The sequence below is a fragment of the Citrobacter sp. wls615 genome (assembly GCF_005281355.1).
Classification (GTDB): domain Bacteria; phylum Pseudomonadota; class Gammaproteobacteria; order Enterobacterales; family Enterobacteriaceae; genus Citrobacter; species Citrobacter werkmanii.
Genome location: NZ_SZXM01000059.1, coordinates 1 through 21,128, shown reverse-complemented (window position 1 = coordinate 21,128; position 21,128 = coordinate 1). Strand labels below are relative to the sequence as shown.

Genomic DNA, 21,128 nt, shown 5'->3' with positions numbered 1-21,128 from the left:
TCTGATTAACTTTTTGTCAGGTTGCACAAAGTGAAATTTAATAACCGACCCAGACCGCTCACCGTCTGTAATAACGCTTCTTCTACCGCGCCTACCGAGCCATAAATCACCAGTGCCCCGCTGAATCTATCGAGAAAGCCGATATGTACATCCGCCGCTTTCATGGCTAAATCACCGGCTATCATCGCGGTTTCGCCTGGCGTCAGCGTCATAATGCCGATAGCGCCTGCTTCGGGAACGCCGATCTTTTTCGCCAGTTCTTCGCCAGGGTGCGCAATGAGATGCGCCAGCGTGACCTGTTTCCCCGGCACAAATTCCTGAATGATGCGTTCTTTTTCCATTGCTCACCGCCTCCGCTAAAACTGCCCTCATCGTGGCAATTTTTTGTCAGAGTAAATAACAAAATTCGGCAACCAGGTTTAAAAGGTGAAGTGGATCACTAAGAAAAGGAAAATAAAAAGGCGCGGGAGGTACCCGCGCCAGAAATAATTAAAGTGAAATTACAGCGGCTGTGTTTGAGCTTCTACAACGGCCAGCGCCACCATATTAACGATACGACGAACAGAGGCGATCTGCGTTAATACGTGAACCGGTTTCGCTACCCCCATCAGCACTGGGCCGACCGTTACGCCTTCGGAGCTGGAAACACGTAGTAAGTTGTAACTAATACGAGCAGCCTCCATATTCGGCATCACCAGAATATTCGCTGAGCCTTTCAACGGGCTGTCCGGCATACGGTCATTACGGATACTTTCCACCAGCGCGGCATCACCGTGCATTTCACCGTCAATCATCAATTCTGGCGCACGCGCCTTAATCAGCGCCAGTGCTTCACGCATTTTGCTGGCCGACGGACAGTTTGATGAGCCAAAGTTGGAATGCGACAGTAATGCCACCTTCGGTTCAATACCAAAGCGACGTACGGTTTCTGCCGCCATCACGGCGATTTCAGCCAGTTGCTCCGGCGTAGGGTCATCGTTGACGTAGGTGTCGGCGATAAAGGTGTTACCGCTTGGCAGCAGCAAAGCGTTCATCGCTCCGGCCGTATGCACGCCTTCGCGGTAACCAAACACCTCTTTAACTACGCTGAAGTGCTCATGATAGTCGCCAATCGTACCGCAGATCATTGCATCCGCTTCACCGCGCTGCACCATGATCGCACCGATCACCGTGGTATTGGCAATCACCGCACGCTGCGCCTGCTCCTGGGTAATACCACGGCGCTTCATGATCTGGTAGTACTCGCTCCAGTACTCTTTAAAGCGCGGATCGGACTCATTGTTAACGATTTCAAAATCGACACCGGCTTTGATCTGCAGCCCCAGTTTCTGGATACGCATTTCGATCACGCTCGGACGACCAATCAGGATCGGCTTCGCCAGACCTAAGGTGATCAGCTCCTGAGTCGCATGCAGCACACGCGCCTCTTCCCCTTCCGTCAGCACCACGCGCTTCGGCGCTTTACGTGCCTGGGAGAAAATCGGCTTCATGAACAGGTTGGTTTTGTAGACAAATTCGGTCAGCTTATCGATATAAGCGTCAAAGTCAGCAATCGGACGCGTCGCCACACCGGAGTCCATCGCCGCTTTTGCTACCGCTGGGGCGATTTTGACGATCAGACGTGGGTCGAACGGTTTCGGAATGATGTATTCCGGGCCAAAGCTCAGGTCCTGATCGCCATAGGCAGAGGCCACCACTTCGCTCTGCTCGGCGTGCGCCAGCTCAGCAATCGCGTGTACTGCAGCCAGTTTCATCTCTTCGTTGATGGCGGTAGCGCCGACATCCAGCGCACCGCGGAAGATGAACGGGAAGCACAGGACGTTGTTAACCTGGTTCGGGTAGTCAGAACGACCGGTGCAAATGATGGCGTCGGAACGCACCTCTTTTGCCAGCGGCGGCAGGATTTCCGGTTCCGGGTTGGCGAGTGCCAGGATCATTGGCGCACGCGCCATCTTCTTGACCATTTCCTGGGTCAGCACTTTCGGGCCGGAACAGCCGAGGAAAATGTCTGCGCCGTCAATCACGTCATCCAGCGTACGTTTGCCGTCATCCACTACCGCGTAAGCCGCTTTGGTCTCCGCCATGTTCGGTTCGCGGTCTTTGTAAATCACGCCTTTGGAGTCGCAGACCACAATATTGTGTTTCTGCATCCCCAGCGCCACCAGCAGGTTCATACAGGCAATCGCCGCCGCACCTGCGCCGGACACCACCATGCGTACGTCAGATATGTTCTTCTCCACCACCCGCAGACCGTTCAGAATTGCGGCGGTGCTGATGATCGCCGTGCCGTGCTGATCATCATGGAATACCGGAATATTCATGCGCTCGCGCAGTTTTTGCTCAATGTAGAAGCACTCCGGCGCTTTGATATCTTCGAGGTTGATGCCGCCAAATGTTGGCTCCAGAGCCGCCACGACATTGATAAATTTATCCGGATCAAGCTCATCCACTTCGATATCGAACACGTCAATCCCGGCGAATTTCTTAAACAGAACGCCTTTACCTTCCATCACCGGTTTGCCAGCCAGTGCGCCGATATTGCCCAGGCCCAGCACCGCCGTACCGTTGGAGATAACCGCAACCAGGTTGCCGCGCGCGGTGTATTTGTAGGCCGCCAGCGGGTCCTTTTCAATTTCCAGACACGGCGCTGCAACGCCTGGCGAGTAGGCCAGAGCAAGATCGCGCTGTGTTGCAAGAGGCTTGGTCGGAGAAACCTGAATTTTACCTGGTACTGGAAATTCGTGGAAATCGAGGGCGCTTTGTTTTAACTGGTCATCCATCTTGTTGTTCCTTTCACGTGTCGATCAAAAAAGTGGCGCGGGTAACCATGCTACGAGCCGCACATTATCACCTCAGTCAGCGGCCCAAACTTTGAAGGTCCCCAAACTCTCGCCATTCAAAGAAAGAATTTGTTATCAACTTATAACAGCCATGTTACCTGCTTAATCCAGCAATGCCATGCTTGTCTGCTATGCTTTTTGCGTGTGCAGCCCGCAATTTTCCCAAAAGTGTGAATTAACACACGCATCTAACGCTTTACTTTTCAAGGAGTATTTCCTATGACCCGTAAAGAGCTTGCCAATGCCATTCGTGCGCTAAGTATGGATGCCGTACAAAAAGCTAACTCAGGCCACCCCGGCGCACCAATGGGTATGGCCGATATCGCCGAAGTACTGTGGAATGATTTCCTCCGCCATAACCCGACCGATCCCACCTGGTACGATCGTGACCGATTTATTCTGTCCAATGGTCACGCTTCAATGCTGCTTTACAGTCTGCTGCATCTTTCCGGCTACGATTTGCCGTTAGAGGAGTTGAAGAACTTCCGCCAACTGCATTCGAAGACGCCAGGGCATCCAGAAATCGGCTACACGCCGGGCGTGGAAACCACCACCGGCCCGCTGGGTCAGGGTTTAGCCAACGCGGTCGGCCTGGCGATTGCCGAACGCACGCTGGCTGCGCAATTTAACCAGCCGGATCATGAGATTATTAACCACTATACCTGGGTGTTTATGGGCGACGGCTGCCTGATGGAGGGGATTTCCCACGAGGTTTGTTCCCTGGCGGGAACCCTGGGACTGGGCAAACTGATCGGCTTCTACGATCACAACGGCATCTCGATTGATGGCGAAACCGACGGCTGGTTTACCGACGATACCGCAAAACGCTTTGAGGCCTATCACTGGCATGTGGTGCATGAGATTGATGGTCATGATCCTGAGGCGGTGAAAAAAGCGATTCAGGAAGCGCAGGCTGTTACCGATAAGCCATCGCTAATTATCTGCCGCACGGTGATTGGTTTTGGCTCACCGAATAAAGCCGGGAAAGAAGAAGCGCACGGCGCCGCGCTGGGTGAAGAAGAAGTGGCGCTAACCCGACAGAAGCTGGGGTGGCACCATCCTGCTTTTGAGATCCCCAAAGAGATTTACCGGGCGTGGGATGCACGGGAAAAAGGAGAGAAAGCGCAACAGGCCTGGAATGAGAAATTCGCGGCGTATCAACAAGCACACCCGGAGCTGGCGGCTGAATTTACCCGTCGAATGAGCGGCGGGCTACCGGAACAGTGGGAAGAAACAACCCAGAAGTACATTACCGACTTACAGGCTAATCCGGCCAAAATCGCCACCCGTAAGGCCTCACAAAATACCCTGAACGCCTACGGGCCGATACTGCCTGAACTGCTTGGCGGGTCAGCGGATCTGGCGCCCAGCAACCTGACCATCTGGAAAGGTTCCGCTTCACTTAAAGAGGATCCGGCCGGAAACTACATCCACTACGGCGTGCGGGAATTTGGCATGACCGCGATTGCCAACGGTATCGCCCATCACGGTGGCTTTGTACCGTACACCGCCACGTTCCTGATGTTTGTCGAATATGCCCGTAATGCCGCGCGCATGGCGGCGCTGATGAAGGCCAGACAAATCATGGTTTATACCCACGACTCGATTGGTCTGGGGGAGGATGGTCCTACGCACCAGGCCGTCGAGCAGCTCGCCAGCCTGCGTCTGACGCCTAATTTCAGCACCTGGCGACCGTGCGATCAGGTCGAAGCCGCGGTGGGCTGGAAGCTGGCGGTCGAACGCCATGACGGGCCAACGGCGCTAATCCTCTCCAGACAAAATCTGGCGCAGGTTGAGCGAACGCCTGAACAGGTGCAGCAGATTGCCCGCGGAGGATATGTGCTGAAGGACAGCGGCGGTAAACCGGATGTTATTTTGATTGCGACCGGTTCAGAAATGGAAATCACGCTACTGGCAGCGGAAAAACTGACCGGTGAAGGCCGTAACGTGCGCGTGGTTTCTCTGCCCTCAACCGATATTTTTGACGCTCAGGATGAAGCGTACCGGGAATCTGTCTTACCGACAAACGTCAGCGCGCGCGTGGCGGTGGAAGCAGGCATTGCCGATTACTGGTACAAATATGTCGGTCTAAAAGGGGCGATTGTCGGCATGACCGGTTATGGAGAATCGGCTCCGGCAGATAAGTTGTTCCCGTTCTTCGGCTTTACGGTGGATAACATCGTCGCCAAAGCGCATAAAGTGCTTAACGCGTGATCCACAATGTGGGCCAGGCATCTGGCCCATGCCAGTTATCGCAACTTGGTTCCTGGGCATAACGCGCCAGGCGAAACCGCTGTCCGTCATAGCGCCAGCGCGTCTGGATACCACAATCTGCCAACCCTCGTCCTTTGGCGAGGGTGACCAGTTCCCGCGACTTCTCGTCAAACGTGGCGTTAGTCAGCTCCATATCCCGACTTTCGGCATCCGTTTTAAAAGGGAGACTCAAACGTACGGCACTGGAGGTTAACGGTTTTGCGCGCGAAACAATCCACGCCAGATCGATAGTGTTATACGCCCCAGCTTCGCAGCCGATCATCAGTAGCGCTTTATCATCCGTCAGGGCCGTGACGCGCATCTCGCGACGCAGTGGATCGATCGAGCAGCGAATACCATTGATGCGCCAGTTACCATAATCCAGCAGCTCGCTGCGCTCTTGTTGCGTTAAAGGGGTTGGCGTGGGATTAATGACAGCCACACCTTTCAGGGCTGGGGCTGGCGGTACGCTGAGCGGCGGCTCATCACCTTTTTCGATCCATGCGGTTTCGCTCCCCACGCGTTTTTGCTGGGCGTCGATAAACAACAATGCGGCTTTTAATCCGATCAGTGAAAGATTTTGCGCGCCTTTTTGCAGGGTTATTGCCTTCGCGTCCTGTACAGTTTGTAAAAATGCGCTAATAGTGGCCGGATCATCGGTCATCAGTTGCCAGGGCGTAATACGCCAGTGCTCACCGCTAAGCGCAAGCGGGGCGCCATCCAGCAACAGACGCGGCGAAATTTCGCTCTCTTTAACATGGGAAGGCTCCAGCCCTCCCAGTTCAATACGCAACACCGCATCGGTGTGCGCCCCAGCGCTGCGGCTGAGGGTCATGACCAGGCCGTGATGTTCTCCGGTATTGCGCGCCACGCAAAAATTCTGGTTGTTACACGTCACCTGCCAGTCAGAAAAAGCCTGCTGCGCGGGCGCGGCCCACAGCAAACGAACGGGTAGCAGCCCGAGCAGGAAAAGGAAAATGACGCGATAGCGCATGGACGGTACAACCCCGAAATCAAAACACACAGCCTAAGCGGTATCTTCCTTGCGCGACTGATGTGGCTCAATAAGAATCGTCGGATTGGCCGTCTATTTGTAAAGAAATATTAATACTGGAGGTTAATCCATAAGGTGCGACGACTGCAGGTAGTTCAACAACAGCACCGTTTTGCCGTCACGGATCTCACCCGTTTTAATCATTTCCAGTGCCTGCGTGAACGGTAGCTCCAGAACCTCAATATCTTCATCTTCAACACCGCCGCCTGCGTTTGCCCGCTGACTGTCGCTGTATTGCGCGATAAAGAAATGGATCAGCTCCGTTACGCCGCCCGGCGACATGTAGAGTTCGAACAGTTTACGCACTTCACCCACTTCATAGCCGGTCTCTTCAATCGCCTCTTTACGAATACACGCTTCCGGTTCGTCGTTATCCAGTAGCCCGGCGCAGGTTTCAATCAGTTGGCCGTCTTCGTTACCGTTGACCCAGGTCGCGACACGGAACTGACGGATGAGCACCACGGTTTTTTTCTCAGCGTTATACAACAGAATAGTCGCACCGTTGCCGCGATCGTAAACCTCGCGTTTGTGACGAATCACCTCCCCATTACTTCGGGTCAGGTCATAGGTGATATTGCGCAGGATGAAGTAGTTATCAGAAAGGACTTTATCTTTGATGAGGGTAATTTTTTGCGACATACCGGCTCCACGGCGAGAAGTGAAAAATAATACTACGCCGTGAAACCGGGTTTGTCTTGGAACAATGTAGGCCTGATAAGCAAAGCGCCATCAGGCATGCATGCGGCACATTGCCGGATGGCAACGCTAACGCGTTTTATCCGGCCTACTCGCCGATTAATGAGATTTGACTGATTTTACGCCCAGCCAGTCAACGATCCCCTGGGCAGCATGCCGCCCTTCGGCCATCGCCGTGACCACCAGGTCCGCACCGCGTACCGCATCTCCGCCGGCAAAAATTTTCGGATTACTGGTTTGATAACGGTACGCGCTCTCAACGTTGGCGGCAATGCGTCCCCAGTTATCGACCTTAACGCCATGCGTCTCCAGCCACGGCATACCGTGCGGGTGGAAACCAAACGCCATGATCACCGCGTCTGCGGGCATCACAAACTCACTCCCGGCGATCGGCACCGGACGTCGACGCCCATTCGCGTCCGGCTCGCCAAGCTGGGTACGTAAGAAACGCACGCCGCTGACTCGTCCATCGGCATTCAACACCAGTTCAACCGGCTGAACGTTAAACTCAAAGTTCGCCCCCTCTTCGCGCGCGTTTATCACCTCTTTTTTCGAACCCGGCATGTTGGCTTCATCACGACGGTAGGCGCAGGTTACCTGGCTTGCGCCGTGACGCAGCGCGGTGCGTACGCAGTCCATCGCCGTATCGCCGCCCCCCAGGACAACCACGTTCAGCCCGGCAGTATCGATAAACGGCTCTTCAGGCAGTTCATCCAGCCCCATCACCTGTTTTGTGTTGGCAATCAGGAACGGCAGCGCATCATAAACGCCAGGCGCGTCTTCATTCGGCAGGTCCGCCTTCATGGAACGATAGGTCCCCACGCCCACAAACACGGCATCGTACTCTTCCAGCAGCGTCGCCAGCGCCACATCCCTTCCCACTTCACAGTTAAGTTCGAAATGAATGCCCATGGCGCTGAAGATTTCGCGGCGACGCGCCAACAACGTTTTGTCCAGCTTGAAGGCCGGTATGCCAAACGTCAGCAAACCGCCGATTTCAGGATGGCGATCGTACACGGTAGCGCTAACGCCGTTTCGCGCTAACACATCTGCACAGGCCAGGCCTGCCGGACCCGCGCCGATAATCGCGACGCGTTTATCCACTTTCTGTACGTGGCTTAAGTCAGGTCGCCAACCTTTGCTCAGCGCCCGATCAGATATATAACGCTCAATATTACCGATAGTCACCGCGCCATGCTCGTTACGCACCGTGCATGCCCCTTCGCAGAGCCGGTCCTGGGGACACACGCGCCCGGTCACTTCCGGCAGGCAGTTGGTCTGATGAGAAAGCTCAACCGCCGCGTCGATGTTCCCGGCTTTGACCAGTTCAATCCACTGCGGAATATGGTTGTGCAGTGGGCAGGTCCATTCGCAAATACTGTGGTTGCCGCATTTCAGGCAGCGGGACGCTTCCCGTTCCGCCTGCGCCGTACGAAACGGCAGATAGATCTCTTCAAAGCTGGTTTTACGGGCTTCAATCGCCAGCTTATCCGGCTCACCACGGGCAGGTGTCGCCTGCATTTGCTCACGTTTGGTGATGGCATCCTGAACAAAATCGGTAGCGCTACTGTGCCAGGGCTGACTCTCCAGACTGGCTGTACGCAGTCTGCGCGCTTTTGACAGACCGGTAAGCGCGTTTTCCGTCACCAACTGTAACGCCTGTGCCGGACAGTTTTCCACGCAGGCGGGCCCCTCTTCACGCCCCTGACATAAGTCGCATTTATGCGCTGTCGCTTTCACCTTTCCTTTAGCCACGGGAGTGAGTACGATCTGCATCGTGCCAAAGGGACAAGCCACGACGCACGATTTGCAGCCAATACATTTTTGCGGGTTCACCTGCACGCTGTCGTTTTCATGGCTGATTGCCCCATTTGGGCAACTTCTGGCGCAGGGCGCATCTTCACAGTGGTGGCAGGTCACCGCACTGCGCTGGTGCTGATGCTTGATGACGGTAATTCGGGGCTGGAAATGCCGCGGGCTCAGGACATGCTGCTCGCCATTGTGAGCCATGACGCAGGCGACCTCACAGGCATGGCAACCCAGGCACTGCTGGCTATTGACCATAATAAAACGATTCATGGCTTCCTTCTTTTTTGGTTGCAAAAACCTTATTCTTTATATGACTGTTGTTATTAACCGACACGGAAGGAAGCGGCAATGTTCATTTGCCCAGGAAGCACAACTATTTATCCAGAACCTGTGGCAGATCAATTTATTTCATCGCATATGAAATTGTGTTTCAGTTACCATCCAGTTTCATGGCGTTTTATTAACATTTATCAACTACACCGCATCGTTCGGGCTGAATCAAGGCGCGACGTGTAGTGTGTGAGGATGCACAAGTGACGGTAAAGCGTCCGGTCTCGGCCAGTCTGGCCAAGGCTTTTTTCTACATCGTGCTGTTGTCGATTCTCTCAACGGGTATTGCGCTGCTCACGCTGACCAGCAGCTTGCGGGATGCTGAAGCCATCAACGTTGCTGGCTCATTGCGCATGCAAAGCTACCGTCTGGGTTACGATCTGCAAAGCCAAAGCCCGCAGCTCAACGCTCACCGCCAACTTTTCCAGCAGGCGCTAAACTCGCCGGCATTGCAAAATCTGAATGCGTGGTATGTACCGCAAGCGGTGAAAAGTCGCTATGGACGACTGCATGCAAACTGGCTGGAAATGAACGCCCGTCTGATCGATGGCGATTTAAAATGGTACCAGGCCAATATCAATAACTATGTCGATCAAATCGATCTCTTCGTGCTGGCGCTGCAACACTACGCCGAACGCAAAGTGATGCTGGTTTTTAGTATTTCGTTGGCCGGCGGGATCGGCATATTCACGCTCGTCTTCTTTACCCTGCGGCGCATTCGCCAGCAGGTGGTGCGGCCACTCAATAAGCTGGTAATGGCCAGCCAGCACATTGAGCACGGTCAGTTTGATATCCCGCCGCTGGATACCGGTTTACCCAACGAACTGGGGCTGCTGGGCAAGACCTTTAGCCAGATGTCGAGTGAATTACACAAGCTGTACCGCTCGCTGGAAGCCTCGGTCGCAGAGAAAACCCACGATCTCCACGAAGCTAATCGCCGCCTGGAGGTGCTGTATCAGTGCTCTCAGGCGCTCAACACCAGTCAGATTGATGTGTACTGCTTCCGCCATATTTTACAGATTGTCCGCGAACATGACGCCGCGTATTTCCTGAAGCTTACCGTCGGTGATAACTGGCGGATTAGCGAAGGGACCAAAAGCCCCGAGCTGCCAATGCAAATCCTGCCGGTCACGATGCAGGAAACCGTCTACGGCGAACTGCACTGGCAAAGTCCAAACGTCAATGCCTCGACCCCGCTGCTCAACAGCGTATCATCAATGCTGGGACGCGGGTTGTACTTCAACCAGGCGCAAAAACATTTTCAGCAGCTGTTATTAATGGAAGAGCGCGCGACCATTGCACGCGAACTGCATGACTCGCTGGCGCAGGTGCTCTCTTATTTACGCATTCAGCTCACGCTGCTGAAGCGCTCGATTCCAGAGGATAACGCTCCGGCGCAAAGCATTATGGCGGATTTCTCTCAGGCGCTGAATGATGCCTATCGTCAATTGCGCGAGCTGCTGACCACCTTCCGTCTGACCTTACAGCAGGCCGATTTACCCTCCGCTCTGCATGAAATGCTGGAAACGCTGCAAAATCAGACCACAGCTAAACTCACACTCGACTGTCGGTTGCCTACGCTGGCGCTGGATGCGCAAATGCAGGTGCATCTGTTGCAAATTGTTCGTGAAGCGGTGCTGAACGCGATTAAGCATGCTAACGCAACCGAAATTGCCGTCAGTTGCGTCACCGCGCCGGATGGCAATCATACGGTTTATATCCGCGATAACGGCATCGGCATTGGCGAACCGCATGAGCCTACCGGACACTATGGATTAAATATTATGCGTGAGCGAGCGGAAAGACTCAGCGGCACATTGACCTTCTCGCAGCCCTCCGGCGGGGGAACGCTGGTAAGCATCAGTTTTCGTTCGGCTGAATCCGACAGTGGTCTAACGTAAAGAACCGCAAAGCGCTTGCAGGCCGGGATCCCGCCCTGACGGGCGCTGGCACAAAAGGTATGCTGTAAACGGGCATGATAATTTACATTATCTTCTTTTTTTCTCCACGTTTGGCTCGTACCTTGCCGCTAAAGTGAAACAAGTCATACCCATAACGATACGCAGAAACACGAGGTCCCCTTTTAATGGCGAATTTTTTCATCGATCGCCCCATTTTTGCCTGGGTGTTAGCTATCCTGTTGTGCCTGACAGGAGCCCTGGCTATTTTTTCACTACCCGTTGAGCAATATCCCGATCTGGCCCCGCCCAACGTGCGGGTAACCGCCAACTATCCTGGCGCATCTGCACAAACGCTGGAAAACACCGTGACCCAGGTCATCGAGCAGAATATGACTGGTCTCGATAATCTGATGTACATGTCATCACAAAGCAGCGGGACAGGCCAGGCGACGGTTACGCTGAGCTTTGTCGCCGGAACCGATCCTGACGAGGCCGTACAGCAGGTGCAAAACCAGCTGCAATCGGCAATGCGTAAGCTGCCGCAGGCGGTACAGGATCAAGGTGTCACGGTGCGTAAAACCGGGGATACCAATATTCTGACCATCGCCTTCGTCTCTACCGATGGCTCCATGGATAAGCAGGACATCGCCGATTACGTCGCGAGTAATATTCAGGATCCGCTCAGCCGTATAAACGGCGTGGGGGATATCGATGCCTACGGCTCACAATACTCCATGCGTATCTGGCTCGATCCGGCCAAACTTAACAGTTTCCAGATGACCGCCAAAGATGTGACCGATGCCATCGAGTCACAGAATGCGCAGATTGCCGTCGGGCAACTTGGCGGTACGCCTTCAGTAGACAAACAGGCGCTGAATGCGACGATTAATGCCCAGTCGCTGCTGCAGACTCCGGATCAATTCCGCGCGATTACGCTACGCGTTAACCAGGACGGTTCAGAAGTTAAACTGGGCGACGTGGCGACGGTCGAAATGGGCGCGGAAAAGTATGACTACCTCAGCCGCTTCAACGGCAACCCGGCTTCCGGTCTGGGGGTAAAACTGGCCTCCGGCGCTAATGAAATGGCAACGGCTGAGCTGGTTATCGACCGCCTGAACGAGCTTTCGCAGTATTTTCCACACGGGCTGGAATACAAGGTGGCGTATGAAACCACCTCCTTCGTTAAAGCCTCAATCATCGACGTGGTAAAAACCCTGCTGGAAGCGATCGCGCTGGTATTTTTGGTCATGTACCTGTTCCTGCAAAACTTCCGCGCCACGCTGATTCCCACTATCGCCGTACCTGTCGTTCTGATGGGCACCTTCTCCGTGCTCTACGCCTTTGGCTATAGCGTGAACACGTTAACCATGTTTGCGATGGTGCTGGCGATCGGCCTGCTGGTGGATGACGCCATTGTAGTAGTGGAAAACGTCGAGCGTATTATGAGTGAGGAAGGCCTCACGCCGCGTGAAGCGACGCGGAAATCGATGGGGCAAATCCAGGGGGCGCTGGTCGGTATCGCCATGGTACTGTCGGCAGTGTTTATCCCAATGGCCTTCTTCGGCGGTACCACCGGGGCGATTTATCGCCAGTTCTCGATTACCATTGTTTCCGCGATGGTGCTGTCCGTTCTGGTGGCGATGATCCTCACCCCTGCCCTGTGCGCCACGCTACTCAAACCGCTGCATAAAGGCGAGCATCACGGGCAAACCGGTTTCTTCGGCTGGTTTAACCGCATGTTTAATCGCAACGCCGAGCGCTACGAAAAAGGCGTTGCCCGGATCCTGCACCGCAGCCTGCGCTGGATCCTGATCTACGTTCTGCTGCTCGGCGGTATGGTCTTCCTGTTCCTGCGTCTGCCGACTTCCTTCCTGCCGCTGGAAGACCGCGGAATGTTTACCACCTCGATACAGCTCCCCAGCGGCTCCACCCAACAACAAACGTTGAAAGTGGTAGAGGAAGTAGAGAAGTATTACTTCACCCACGAAAAAGACAACATCATGTCGGTCTTTTCCACGGTAGGATCCGGCCCCGGCGGGAACGGACAAAACGTGGCGCGTATGTTCGTGCGTTTAAAAGACTGGGATGAGCGTGACACCACCACCGGGACCTCCTTCGCCATCATCGAACGCGCGACCAAAGCGTTTAATAAGATTAAAGAGGCTCGCGTCTTCGCCAGCAGCCCTCCAGCCATTAGCGGCCTCGGAAGTTCGGCTGGTTTTGATATGGAACTGCAGGATCACGCCGGCGCGGGCCATGACGCGTTAATGGCCGCACGCGACAAGCTGATTGAGCTGGCCGGGAAAGACGCGTCCCTCACCCGCGTTCGTCATAACGGACTCGACGACAGTCCACAATTGCAAATTGATATCGATCAGCGCAAAGCCCAGGCGCTGGGCGTGTCCATTGACGACATCAACGACACATTGCAAACGGCCTGGGGCTCCAGCTACGTTAACGACTTTATGGACCGCGGCCGCGTGAAGAAAGTCTACGTCCAGGCGGCGGCAAAATACCGCATGCTCCCGGACGATATCAACCTGTGGTACGTCCGCAATAATAGCGGCGGCATGGTGCCTTTTTCGGCCTTTGCCACCTCGCGTTGGGAAACCGGCTCACCGCGTCTGGAGCGTTATAACGGCTATTCTGCCGTCGAGATTGTCGGTGAAGCCGCGCCCGGCGTCAGTACCGGTACGGCGATGGACGTGATGGAGTCGCTGGTCCGCCAATTGCCGACCGGATTTGGCCTGGAATGGACGGCGATGTCTTATCAGGAACGACTGTCGGGTTCTCAGGCCCCCGCCCTGTACGCCATCTCTCTGCTGGTGGTGTTCCTGTGTCTGGCGGCGCTGTACGAGAGCTGGTCGGTGCCCTTCTCCGTCATGCTGGTCGTGCCGCTGGGGGTTATCGGCGCGCTGCTGGCCACCTGGATGCGCGGTCTGGAAAACGATGTCTATTTCCAGGTCGGGTTATTAACCGTTATCGGTCTTTCAGCAAAGAACGCGATATTGATTGTTGAATTCGCCAATGAGATGAACGAGAAAGGACACGATCTGCTTGATGCCACGCTGCATGCCTGTCGCCAGCGCTTACGCCCAATTCTGATGACGTCGCTGGCGTTTATCTTTGGGGTGTTGCCGATGGCCATCAGCAATGGCGCGGGTTCCGGCGGTCAACATGCAGTGGGGACCGGCGTAATGGGCGGGATGATTTCAGCCACCATCCTGGCGATTTACTTCGTTCCCCTGTTCTTTGTACTGGTCCGCCGACGCTTCCCATTGAAGCCACGCCCAGAATAATCGGACACAAAAAAGGCGACTTACGTTGAGTCGCCTTTTTTTATCCTTTGCAGGATCTGAATTTCTTCCAGAAAATTATTTACGAAGCATGACTTCGATAAAGTCTTTCCAGTTCCCCAGTTCACGTTCAATCATAACAACCTCTCTTATTATTATGAGCATTCTACGAAATCATCATCATCAAAAGAAGATCATTTAACCGATGGTTGTGATTACATCCTCCCGTGTTTGGGGTTTATGTGATCACTATGCGCTATGCCCATAAATTTTATGTGACTTACTGCAATATTTTGAAATATTCATACATCATCTACTACTTTTGCAATTCTGATGAAAAAACAGGCTGATGCAAACAGGCAAATTCTGATTTTCATTTATGAGTTAGTTTTGGAACTTTCAGGAATCATTATTCACCATTGTTCAACAATGTTATATTTCTCTATAACGCCAGGATGACAATATGTATTATCCGTGTTCACACAACACGAGAATAAATATTCAAATTAAATCGATAAGGATTCAAATGATCACGCTCTACGGCATTAAAAATTGCGATACGATTAAAAAAGCCAGACGCTGGTTAGAACAACGAGAGATCGACTACCGCTTCCATGATTATCGCGTCGACGGCCTGGACAACGCGCTATTACAGTCTTTTATCAGCGAATTAGGTTGGGAGCCGCTGCTCAATACGCGTGGAACCACGTGGCGGAAACTGGATGAAGCCACGCGTAGTCAAATCACTACTGCGGACGCCGCCGCCGCGTTGATGATTGAAATGCCTGCAATTATCAAACGCCCATTGCTCTGCGAGCCGGGTAAGCCTATGCTGCTTGGTTTCAGTGATTCCAGTTATACGCAGTTTTTTAATGAGGTGTAATCTATGTCGTGCCCGGTTATTGAGCTGACTCAGCAGCTTATTCGCCGTCCTTCTCTGAGCCCGGATGATGCCGGGTGCCAGGCGTTAATGATTGAACGTCTGCGTGCGGTAGGTTTTACCGTTGAGCGTATGGATTTTGGTGACACGCAGAATTTTTGGGCATGGCGCGGTAAAGGTGAGACCCTGGCATTTGCCGGTCACACTGACGTAGTGCCTGCCGGCGATGTCGATCGCTGGATTAATCCGCCGTTCGAACCGACCATTCGCGATGGCATGCTGTTTGGGCGTGGCGCTGCCGATATGAAAGGTTCACTGGCAGCGATGATCGTGGCCGCAGAACGCTTTGTCGCCCAACATCCTAATCATCAGGGCCGTCTGGCGTTCCTGATAACCTCTGACGAAGAAGCCAGCGCCAAAAACGGCACCGTAAAGGTGGTTGAAGCGCTGATGGCGCGTAACGAACGCCTCGATTATTGTCTGGTAGGCGAACCATCCAGTACGGAAATCGTTGGCGACGTGGTGAAAAATGGTCGTCGTGGTTCGCTGACCTGCAACCTGACCATTCACGGCGTGCAAGGACACGTGGCCTACCCACATCTGGCTGATAACCCGGTACACCGCGCCGCGCCAATGCTCAATGAACTGGTGGCGATCGAGTGGGATCAGGGTAACGAGTTCTTCCCAGCGACCAGTATGCAGATTGCCAATATTCAGGCAGGAACCGGTAGCAACAACGTCATCCCTGGTGAGCTGTTCATCCAGTTTAACTTCCGTTTCAGCACCGAATTAAACGATGAAATGATTAAAGCCAGGGTGCTGGAACTGCTGGAAAAACATCAACTGCGTTATACCGTCGACTGGTGGCTCTCCGGTCAGCCGTTCCTGACCGCACGCGGTAAACTGGTGGATGCAGTAGTGAACGCCATTGAGCACTATAATGAAATTAAACCGCAGTTACTGACTACAGGCGGGACATCCGACGGGCGTTTTATTGCCCGCATGGGGGCACAGGTAGTAGAGCTTGGGCCGGTCAATGCCACCATTCATAAAATTAATGAATGCGTTAATGCCGCCGACCTGCAACTGCTTGCCCGTATGTATCAACGTATCATGGAGCAACTCGTCGCCTGATGAGTGTTCCTGCAAGAGGAAATGAGCATGGACTGGCTGGCAAAATATTGGTGGATTTTAGTATTGGTGTTTCTGGTAGGCGTATTGCTGAACGTGATTAAAGATCTCAAGCGCGTCGACCACAAAAAGTTTCTCGCTAATAAGCCGGAGCTTCCCCCGCATCGTGACTTTAACGATAAATGGGACGACGACGACGATTGGCCGAATAAGGATCAGCCGAAGAAATAATTTGTAGGCCGGATAACACATATCACATTGCTATCCGGCACTATCACTGACTGTCATGCCGGATGGCGGCTTCGCCTTATCCGGCCTACAGGTTAAATCATCTCAATCACATCATCATCGTTGGGCGTACCGCCACTCAGCGCTTCATCAAAGTAGTGCTTCGGTATGGTAAAACGCAGATGATCCAGCGCAAACTGCATGCTGTGTTCATCAATGGCGTGCCCCAGATTTTCGACGATATCCAGCGTCACATCCCCACCCGCGCGAATTAATGCTTCCTGTGCGGCAACGGCGTGAGATAACTCAATCACCCGGTCTTCACCGCCGTGAATCAAATGCACCGTCGTAGCCGTGGTTGCAACCTCTGGTAAGGTGGCATAGCGACCATTAAAGGCGATGACGCGCGATACCAGCCCTGGCTCGGCTTTAATACTCTCAAGCGACATAATCGCCCCCTGAGAAAAACCAATCAGCGCGGTAGCCTGAGGTGAAACGCCGCTCTGCTTCTGCCAGTAGCGCACGGTTTCAATAAAGACCGGCATAATGGCGTCAACACGCGCCTGCCGGTTCTCTTCCGTTACGCCCTGAACCGAAAACCACTGACGTCCGGAAGGAGAACCAGAAGGCTCAGCCCCGCCAATGCTGACGATGAGCGCATCCGGAAACAGCGGTGCAAACCAGGAGCCGATTTCGCCCATGGCAACCGGGTTATCGCCGACGCCATGAAACAGCAGCAGTAGCTGTTGAGCGGGTTTATCAGGACTTTGAACAACAAAATGGTCATGTTTCATGGCGATCTCCTTAACTGATGAGAATTATTCTACGCCGCTTAACCGCAATGACCATGTCAGTAAATTGAAGAAGTTAGTGAAAATTTTGCCATTGCATAATGCGATTTTGTAGCCGCTGTATACGTTCAGCATCCAGCTGCTTTAACGCCTGCACCGCCTCGGCCCGCTGAACGACCAGCAGTGCTTTACGCCCGGAGATCTTCAACTGCTGGCACAATTCGGCATCGCTGCGTTTAGCCTGTAAGCGGCCCCGCAAGGCCGGGAGAGGTAACTCGCTGTGCTGAAGCAGACGAGTCAGACAGCCAAGCGACGTCAGTAATGGCCGATGGGCGAAAGCAAATCCGGCCAGCTCGTTCCAGTCATCCTCATTAAGCGTAGACTCTTTCAACGGGGCCAGCGGAATGCCCTCACCGTTCCACTGCGTAAGGATCTCCGCATCACGACGCAGACGCTGGTGTTCGCGCCCGGCAAGGCGTTTTCCCGCTTCACTAATAGGCAGTAACGCCATGGCGGTATAGCACCCGCTGCTGGCTTCGCGGTGATTGCCCATACGCACCAGAACAAAACCACAGCGCTGCCAGAAACGCCAGAGTTCGACCGTATACCCAAAACTGACGGACAGATAGTCACATTGCGTGGAGTAACGCCGGGCCTGCATAATCAACTGCTGCCCGATACCTTCTCGCTGGCGAGCAGGATGAACCGCAATTCGGCTTACCCGCCGTCCAATGAGCGTTGCCGCCAACGGATCGCCACCGTGCGCCGCCAGTGACTGTGCAACCAGATTTCCTCGTGGTCGGCGATATCCTGTCCAAACGGCCTGGCTTAATTCAGCAGATAGTCCCCCTTCATCCACCAACCAGACGGCTCCCGCCACCGAATCAGCACACGATGCCTGAAGAAAATGTTGGCCTGGTGCGTCCATCATCCGCCGCAGATCAAGTGGCGAGGTGCGATAGTGCGCCCCGGAAAGCAGTTGATATACCGCTACCGGCAGCGCCGGATTGTCATGCCAGGATTGTTGTTCAAATGCCGAGAAATGGAGATCGCCCAACGGGGCATGCGTAAAAGTTTCGTCGTCAAACACCAGCGCATCGCTGACGATTTTCTCCAGAGGGCATCCCAGCGCCCAGCGTACGGGCTGTTGTAACTCATAACGTCGAAGATGGGGAAAGCGGGCGCAGAATTTCAACAAGAAGCCTCTGCCGGTTCCCTCATAGCCCTGAACGGTGGTGGTTAATAGCGTACGGGGAAAACGCGCGACTAACTGATGCAGTAGCGGCGCGGGAATTGCGGCGGCTTCATCAACGATAAGCCAGTCTGCGGTTGCAGAACTGCTTAACAACGCATCCGGGGCCATAAAGCGGTAACGTTCTGCGGCAAACTGCGCCAGCACATCGGTTGCCGCTTTAGCAGGCGCGGTAACAATAGCAGTCCCGTTGATACGTGCAATCAGTTGCCCCGCCAGCGCGGATTTTCCCCGACCACGCGCAGCCGTCACGGCAACCACGCCAGGAGGCATACCCAGCAACTGCGCTAAAATCAGCGCCTGTTCAGGCTGAGGTTCACCAGTTGCCGCGTGCCAGTCGGCGCGAGCAGGAAAGTGGGGATATGAAGCAGGCTGATGCTGCTGCCAGTGCAACGCCTGTCCATCCTGGGAAATCACCCGTTTGATGTGTTCAACAAAATGTGGCGTTGGAATAGGGTCTACGCAGTCGCTCCAGCGCAGTGAATCCGTGTCCGGATACGTGTGCCAGCCATGCCAGGGGGGGGTCAGCAACACCAGCCAGCTCCCGGCGAGCAGCGTGCCGCTTAAGGCGGCAAACGCCGCAGCGTCAAATCCCTGCCCGGCGTCAAAAACTGCATGATGGAATTCGCGCCCTAGTAATGTTTGCAGCGCCTGCGGCGTACAGTTCGGCTCAGCAGGGGCTTGCGCCCCTACCCATAGCCAGTCACCGGGTAACGCGTTGCGTAGCGCTAACGCTTGCGCCTGACACCAGCTATCCTCGCCGCTGATAACCAGCAAACGGCGGATACCTTCGCGGGTCATCTGTTCAGTTAACGCACTCAGCGCCGTGTTATCAGACATCCCTGCCTCTGTATTTTAAATGCCTTTTCCAAAAGTATTGCACTGCCCCGGATCGCCGCTGTCAAAGCCGCGTTTGAACCAGGTAAAACGCTGTTCAGAGGTTCCGTGGGTAAAGCTGTCCGGTACAACGCGCCCTTGTCCTTGCTGCTGCAGGCGATCGTCACCAATCGCCTGCGCGGCGTTCAGCGCCTCTTCCAGATCGCCGGACTCCAGCACGCCCTGCTGCTGCATACTATGTCCCCAGACGCCGGCAAAGCAATCCGCCTGCAGTTCCATACGCACGGAAAGACGGTTCACTTCAGCCTGTGAGGCATTCTGCTGCATCTGACGAACTTTCGGTTCAATACCCAGCAGTTTCTGCACGTGGTGGCCCACTTCATGGGCGATAACATAGCCCTGAGCAAAATCACCATCGGCGCCCAGCTTGTTTTTCATATCGTCGTAGAAGGAGAGGTCGATGTACACGGTGCCATCCGCCGGACAGTAAAACGGCCCCATCACGGACTGGCCCGCGCCGCAGCCGGTACGCGTAGCGCCCCGATACATCACCAGCTTCGGCTGTTGATAGGTCCGGCCCATTTTTTCAAACTGCTGTCCCCAGGTATCCTCTGTGGTGGCCAGAATCACCGAGGTAAATTTTGCCGCTTCATCATCATTTGGGCTGATGGAGCGTGATGATTGCTGTTGGGAGACGGGTTGACCGGTCATTAACCCGGTGAGATCCACGCCATAATAACCTGCGACCAACACCACAATCAGCAGGATGATGCCGCCTTTACCACTGGGCAAACGAAAACCAGGCCCGCCCATAGAAGGGCCGCCGGAGCTATTTCGTCTGTCTTCTACATTGTCACTTTCACGACGCCCTTGCCAGCGCATAATCACCTCAACTTTTTATTCATTATGATGATGATCGTAGGCGGTTCGGAACAGGATTACCATAAGAAACAGTAATCAAAATCGGCGAGATTGATGAGCCGGTGAGCGATCGCCGGCTCAGAGGGGAATTAGTCTAACTTGACACCCAGGCGATGCGCGACGGCTTCATAGGCTTCGATCAGGCCGCCCAGGCTCTGGCGGAAGCGATCTTTGTCCATTTTATCCAGCGTTTCTTTATCCCACAGACGGCTACCGTCCGGTGAGAATTCATCACCCAGCACCACTTCACCTTTATACAAGCCAAACTCAAGTTTGAAATCGACCAGAATCAGGCCCGCATCATCGAACATCTTTTTCAGCACGTCGTTAGCTTTGTAGGTCAGCTCTTTCATACGTGCCAGATTCTCTTTGCTCACCCAACCAAAAGTTTCGCAATAGGAATCGTTAATCATTGGATCGTGCATAGCATCGTTTTTCAGGAACAGATCAAACAGCGGCGGATTCAGTTCAATACCTTCCTCAACGCCTAAACGCTTAACCAGTGAGCCTGCCGCGCGGTTACGCACCACACATTCAACCGGTACCATCTCCAGTTTTTTCACCAGACATTCGGTATCGGAAAGCAGTCGCTCCATCTGGGTAGGAATGCCCGCTTCTTGCAGTTTAGTCATAATGAAATGGTTGAACTTGTTATTCACCATGCCTTTACGGTCAAACTGTTCAATGCGCGCGCCATCCCCTGCTGACGTATCATTGCGGAATTCGAGCACCAACAGGTCCGGGTTTTCCGTGCTGTATACGGTCTTCGCTTTACCACGATACAACTCAGCTTGCTTTTGCATCTTTATTACTCCTGGGTGTGAATTAACGATAAATATTGCGTTTTTCTGCCGACGCACACGTTTGCGTATCATATCAGAATAAATATCCTCCGGCATAGCCGGAGGT

The 21,128-nt window shown here is 54.0% G+C and carries 16 protein-coding genes; 6 read left to right on the top strand and 10 right to left on the bottom strand.

The features are described 5' to 3' along the window. Window positions 1-5: 5 nt before the first annotated feature. Both eutS and maeB read right to left on the bottom strand, forming a co-directional pair. On the bottom strand, window positions 6-341 hold the full coding sequence (gene eutS / locus FDX04_RS15545; RefSeq protein ID WP_003037995.1) for an ethanolamine utilization microcompartment protein EutS: 336 nt from the start codon (window positions 339-341) through the stop codon (window positions 6-8). A 159-nt stretch (window positions 342-500) separates the two neighbouring features. Beyond that, entirely contained in the window at window positions 501-2,780 is a 2,280-nt protein-coding gene (gene maeB / locus FDX04_RS15540; RefSeq protein WP_042306893.1) for an NADP-dependent oxaloacetate-decarboxylating malate dehydrogenase, read from the bottom strand. Window positions 2,781-3,059: 279 nt separating this feature from the next. Between maeB and tkt the strand changes: the two genes are divergently transcribed. After that, window positions 3,060-5,054 (top strand): transketolase, encoded by a 1,995-nt coding sequence (tkt, locus tag FDX04_RS15535; protein WP_137360595.1) that lies wholly within the window; start codon window positions 3,060-3,062, stop codon window positions 5,052-5,054. Here the strand turns inward: tkt and FDX04_RS15530 are convergent. The 3 genes from FDX04_RS15530 to aegA form a co-directional block, all read right to left on the bottom strand. Then, window positions 5,044-6,087 carry a DUF1176 domain-containing protein gene (locus tag FDX04_RS15530; RefSeq protein ID WP_137360594.1) on the bottom strand — a complete coding sequence of 348 codons (1,044 nt, stop codon included), beginning with the start codon at window positions 6,085-6,087 and terminating at the stop codon, window positions 5,044-5,046. The genes tkt and FDX04_RS15530 overlap by 11 nt on opposite strands. A 123-nt stretch (window positions 6,088-6,210) precedes the next feature. Further along, entirely contained in the window at window positions 6,211-6,786 is a 576-nt protein-coding gene (gene nudK / locus FDX04_RS15525) for a GDP-mannose pyrophosphatase NudK (protein WP_006683526.1), read from the bottom strand. A 156-nt stretch (window positions 6,787-6,942) separates the two neighbouring features. Further along, window positions 6,943-8,922, bottom strand: a complete 1,980-nt coding sequence (aegA, locus tag FDX04_RS15520; RefSeq protein ID WP_137371187.1) for a formate-dependent uric acid utilization protein AegA — start codon at window positions 8,920-8,922, stop codon at window positions 6,943-6,945. Between the two features lie 263 nt (window positions 8,923-9,185). On the opposite strand from aegA, the gene narQ reads away from it, so the two are divergent. Both narQ and acrD read left to right on the top strand, forming a co-directional pair. Further along, complete coding sequence (gene narQ / locus FDX04_RS15515) at window positions 9,186-10,883, top strand: nitrate/nitrite two-component system sensor histidine kinase NarQ (protein WP_137371186.1); 1,698 nt, start codon at window positions 9,186-9,188, stop codon at window positions 10,881-10,883. A gap of 185 nt (window positions 10,884-11,068) precedes the next feature. Then, window positions 11,069-14,182, top strand: a complete 3,114-nt coding sequence (acrD, locus tag FDX04_RS15510; protein ID WP_137360591.1) for a multidrug efflux RND transporter permease AcrD — start codon at window positions 11,069-11,071, stop codon at window positions 14,180-14,182. Window positions 14,183-14,257: 75 nt separating this feature from the next. Here acrD and ypfM read toward each other — a convergent pair whose 3' ends face one another. Continuing rightward, on the bottom strand, window positions 14,258-14,317 hold the full coding sequence (gene ypfM, locus FDX04_RS15505; protein WP_001386977.1) for a protein YpfM: 60 nt from the start codon (window positions 14,315-14,317) through the stop codon (window positions 14,258-14,260). Window positions 14,318-14,705: 388 nt separating this feature from the next. Here ypfM and FDX04_RS15500 point away from each other — a divergent pair, with 388 nt between their 5' ends. From FDX04_RS15500 to FDX04_RS15490, 3 genes are read left to right on the top strand one after another with little or no spacing between them, the layout of a single operon-like run. Beyond that, a complete protein-coding gene (locus tag FDX04_RS15500; protein ID WP_137360590.1) occupies window positions 14,706-15,062 on the top strand; it encodes an ArsC family reductase in 357 nt (118 codons plus the stop codon). Window positions 15,063-15,065: 3 nt separating this feature from the next. Then, complete coding sequence (gene dapE, locus FDX04_RS15495) at window positions 15,066-16,193, top strand: succinyl-diaminopimelate desuccinylase (protein ID WP_137360589.1); 1,128 nt, start codon at window positions 15,066-15,068, stop codon at window positions 16,191-16,193. Window positions 16,194-16,220: 27 nt separating this feature from the next. Next, complete coding sequence (locus tag FDX04_RS15490) at window positions 16,221-16,421, top strand: YpfN family protein (protein WP_003835080.1); 201 nt, start codon at window positions 16,221-16,223, stop codon at window positions 16,419-16,421. Window positions 16,422-16,513: 92 nt separating this feature from the next. Here the strand turns inward: FDX04_RS15490 and ypfH are convergent, their stop codons facing one another. From ypfH to purC, 4 genes are all read right to left on the bottom strand, one after another. After that, on the bottom strand, window positions 16,514-17,212 hold the full coding sequence (ypfH, locus tag FDX04_RS15485; protein WP_137360588.1) for an esterase: 699 nt from the start codon (window positions 17,210-17,212) through the stop codon (window positions 16,514-16,516). Between the two features lie 73 nt (window positions 17,213-17,285). Next, complete coding sequence (locus tag FDX04_RS15480) at window positions 17,286-19,301, bottom strand: tRNA(Met) cytidine acetyltransferase TmcA (RefSeq protein ID WP_137371185.1); 2,016 nt, start codon at window positions 19,299-19,301, stop codon at window positions 17,286-17,288. A gap of 15 nt (window positions 19,302-19,316) precedes the next feature. After that, complete coding sequence (locus tag FDX04_RS15475; RefSeq protein WP_032944186.1) at window positions 19,317-20,180, bottom strand: neutral zinc metallopeptidase; 864 nt, start codon at window positions 20,178-20,180, stop codon at window positions 19,317-19,319. Between the two features lie 128 nt (window positions 20,181-20,308). Continuing rightward, window positions 20,309-21,022, bottom strand: coding sequence for a phosphoribosylaminoimidazolesuccinocarboxamide synthase (purC, locus tag FDX04_RS15470; RefSeq protein WP_003835086.1), 714 nt, complete (start codon window positions 21,020-21,022; stop codon window positions 20,309-20,311). Window positions 21,023-21,128 lie beyond the last annotated feature (106 nt).